The sequence below is a fragment of the Brumimicrobium mesophilum genome, assembly GCF_003025005.1.
Lineage (GTDB): Bacteria > Bacteroidota > Bacteroidia > Flavobacteriales_D > Crocinitomicaceae > Brumimicrobium > Brumimicrobium mesophilum.
This window is the reverse complement of sequence record NZ_PVSS01000036.1, coordinates 1-2313: the sequence shown is the minus strand read 5'-3', so window position 1 is coordinate 2313 and position 2313 is coordinate 1. Positions and strand designations below refer to the sequence as shown.

Annotated in this window: 3 protein-coding genes; all 3 read right to left on the bottom strand. The window is 31.1% G+C overall.

All coding sequences use genetic code 11. From position 1 onward, the window contains the following. Positions 1-22: 22 nt before the first annotated feature. The 3 genes from C6368_RS16875 to C6368_RS16865 all read right to left on the bottom strand — a co-directional run bounded on the left by C6368_RS16875 (position 23) and on the right by C6368_RS16865 (position 2267). Entirely contained in the window at positions 23-1198 is a 1176-nt protein-coding gene (locus C6368_RS16875; RefSeq protein WP_107040393.1) for a HEPN/Toprim-associated domain-containing protein, read from the bottom strand. Between the two features lie 238 nt (positions 1199-1436). Next, positions 1437-1778, bottom strand: coding sequence for a hypothetical protein (locus tag C6368_RS16870; protein ID WP_107040392.1), 342 nt, complete (start codon positions 1776-1778; stop codon positions 1437-1439). A gap of 27 nt (positions 1779-1805) precedes the next feature. Then, positions 1806-2267 carry a hypothetical protein gene (locus C6368_RS16865; RefSeq protein ID WP_107040391.1) on the bottom strand — a complete coding sequence of 154 codons (462 nt, stop codon included), beginning with the start codon at positions 2265-2267 and terminating at the stop codon, positions 1806-1808. Positions 2268-2313 lie beyond the last annotated feature (46 nt).

The following is a 2313-nucleotide window of genomic DNA, read 5'->3' as shown; positions in this document are numbered from 1 at the left end:
CGACTGTCAGCCGTCTACTCGATTATATGCAGATTTTATATATTTCATCGAGTAGTATGGTCAGTTTAGTAAAGTCATAATTGTCATTTGTATTATTTACGCTTTTGAATGTCCTTACATAGTCATCCTTGTTTTCAAGTGAACCTTGGTAAGCGTTAAAGTCTTTGCTGTAATTTGTCCACCTGATTTTGGGGTTAGATTTTGTTAAATCTAAAAAGCATTCAATTGCAACTGCCTTACCATTTATGTCTTCATAGGTTTCACCTGTTGGACCAGCCGTTAAAAAATTAGTGAATTCTTCAAGTTCTGGAAGTTTCATAATTTTCATTTGATATGGCAAATTAAGTTTATTTGTTTTGTTGAATTTGTCCATACCTTCTAGATCATTGTCAAACAAAACAAGTGTTTTATTTTGAATTCTTATACTTGTCAAGCCTTGGCAGAACCGATACAAATTTCCTGTACCTGTGAATGGATAGTTTTCTTCCATATCAACGAATGTAAAGAAATCTAAAATATCAGGTTTCAACAATTCCAAAGATTTTTTTATAATAAAAGTGTCTGAACTACCTTCAGTTACAATTAGAAATTTGTCGGTTTCCTCAACTCCTACAAAAATTTCTTTTTCATTTGTCCAACCTCCATCAATGACATCTTGGGTTCTCCACTCCAAATTCATTTCTAAGTTATTCGGATTTTCAATGAGAAGTCGAAGTGTAAAAAGTGGGTCAAGGTTTTCAAAATATGCTCCAATATCTTTGTCTTTAATGTCAATATGGTTTTTTAAATCTTTAAATGTTTCATTTTGGAAAATATTCTCAATTACATATTCTCCTAAATCATAATCGCCATATTCTTTTTTGTTTTTATAGTCTTTGATATTGATTTTTGAAAAGATAGCAAGCATCATTTCAAAACTTATTTCGGGCTGTTCTAAGTAATCTGGATAATTGTCATTGTGTTCTTGAAAATGACTTTTTAATTCTTGCAACGAGTAACCTAATAATTCAAGTCTGCTTTTAACACGTCCCAATGAAATTGAATAGCCTGGTTTCAAAATAACTTCATCGTCAGCATAGTAATAAGGAATATCTTTTTTGTCTGACGGTAAAAAAAGTTTTGAATAGTCCCTAAAACCAAAGTTTTTCCCCCAGTCAAGTTCTAATTCTCCAACTCCTAAAGATATAATTGAACCCATAGATTGTCGTCTTTTTTAATTTGCATATAACGGTTTAGGCTTTGCGANCTCCTAAAGATATAATTGAACCCATAGATTGTCGTCTTTTTTAATTTGCATATAACGGTTTAGGCTTTGCGACGGCCTGTTTTTAAATGTTTTATCGAAGATACAATTTTTTTGAAATACATGAATGTAAAAATCGAAGGTTTTTACAGGCTGACGGCAAAGGCTGTGTTAGCGGTATTTTCATATTGGTCTAATAGCATAAGGTATAAAACTCAACTTTTCTTTCATCAATAAACATATTCTTCGTAATTACATGTCCACGAAACTTATATTTTTTAAGTTTATTTTCCAAGGGCAAAGCTTTAATGATTTCTGTGTCAACAGTTTTTCTATCTTTATAAATATCAGATCTAAAAGAATCACTTGGCCACCAACAAATTTTCAATAGAGAATCATTCTCTTCTAAGACAACGTATTCCAACTTGTTTTCCCATTTCTGAATATTAGTTATACTGAAATCGGCCTCAAAACAATCTTGACTATAAGAATGTTCAAAAAAAACAGTAAAAAGTATAATTAATATTTTTTTCATGTTGCTTGAATTAGGTTTACAATATATCTACCAGTATTCCTCTTTCACGTTTATAACCTTGTTATTCTTCTTAAAGTAAATCACTAGCACCTCGTGGTCAAGCAAAGAAGTTTGATCGGGATCGAATGTAGAATAGCCAATACAGTTTTTACAAGGACCTATTTCAAAATCATTTCCTAGTTTATCAATTACACTTTTTCTTGTTTTATTAATGAGCTTGTCATTTCCAATTAAATCCTTTGTCATTTTATATCGGGAGGTTTTATCATTAACCCACACTTTGGAGTCAAACTTTTTTGATCTAATAAATGGTGAATAATACTGGTTGTAAGTAAAATAAAAACCATAATTAATAATTACCACAAAAATTAAAGTCACCCATTTCGCCATGGACTTCCCCTTGCTTCCATTCTTTCTGTAGAATAATTTTTCTGCGAACTTGGAAAGTGGCCAAAATAATATGACTGATAAGATAATTAGGTATATCATTTAAGTTCTAATTCAGTTACCGCTAACGTCCAAGCTACGTATTGTC

What these genes read in the sequence shown, in the direction of transcription:
- C6368_RS16875 (WP_107040393.1), bottom strand. Translation starts at nt 1,198, where the DNA reads ATGGGTTCAATTATATCTTTAGGAGTTGGAGAATTAGAACTTGACTGG.
- C6368_RS16870 (WP_107040392.1), bottom strand. Translation starts at nt 1,778, where the DNA reads ATGAAAAAAATATTAATTATACTTTTTACTGTTTTTTTTGAACATTCT.
- C6368_RS16865 (WP_107040391.1), bottom strand. Translation starts at nt 2,267, where the DNA reads ATGATATACCTAATTATCTTATCAGTCATATTATTTTGGCCACTTTCC.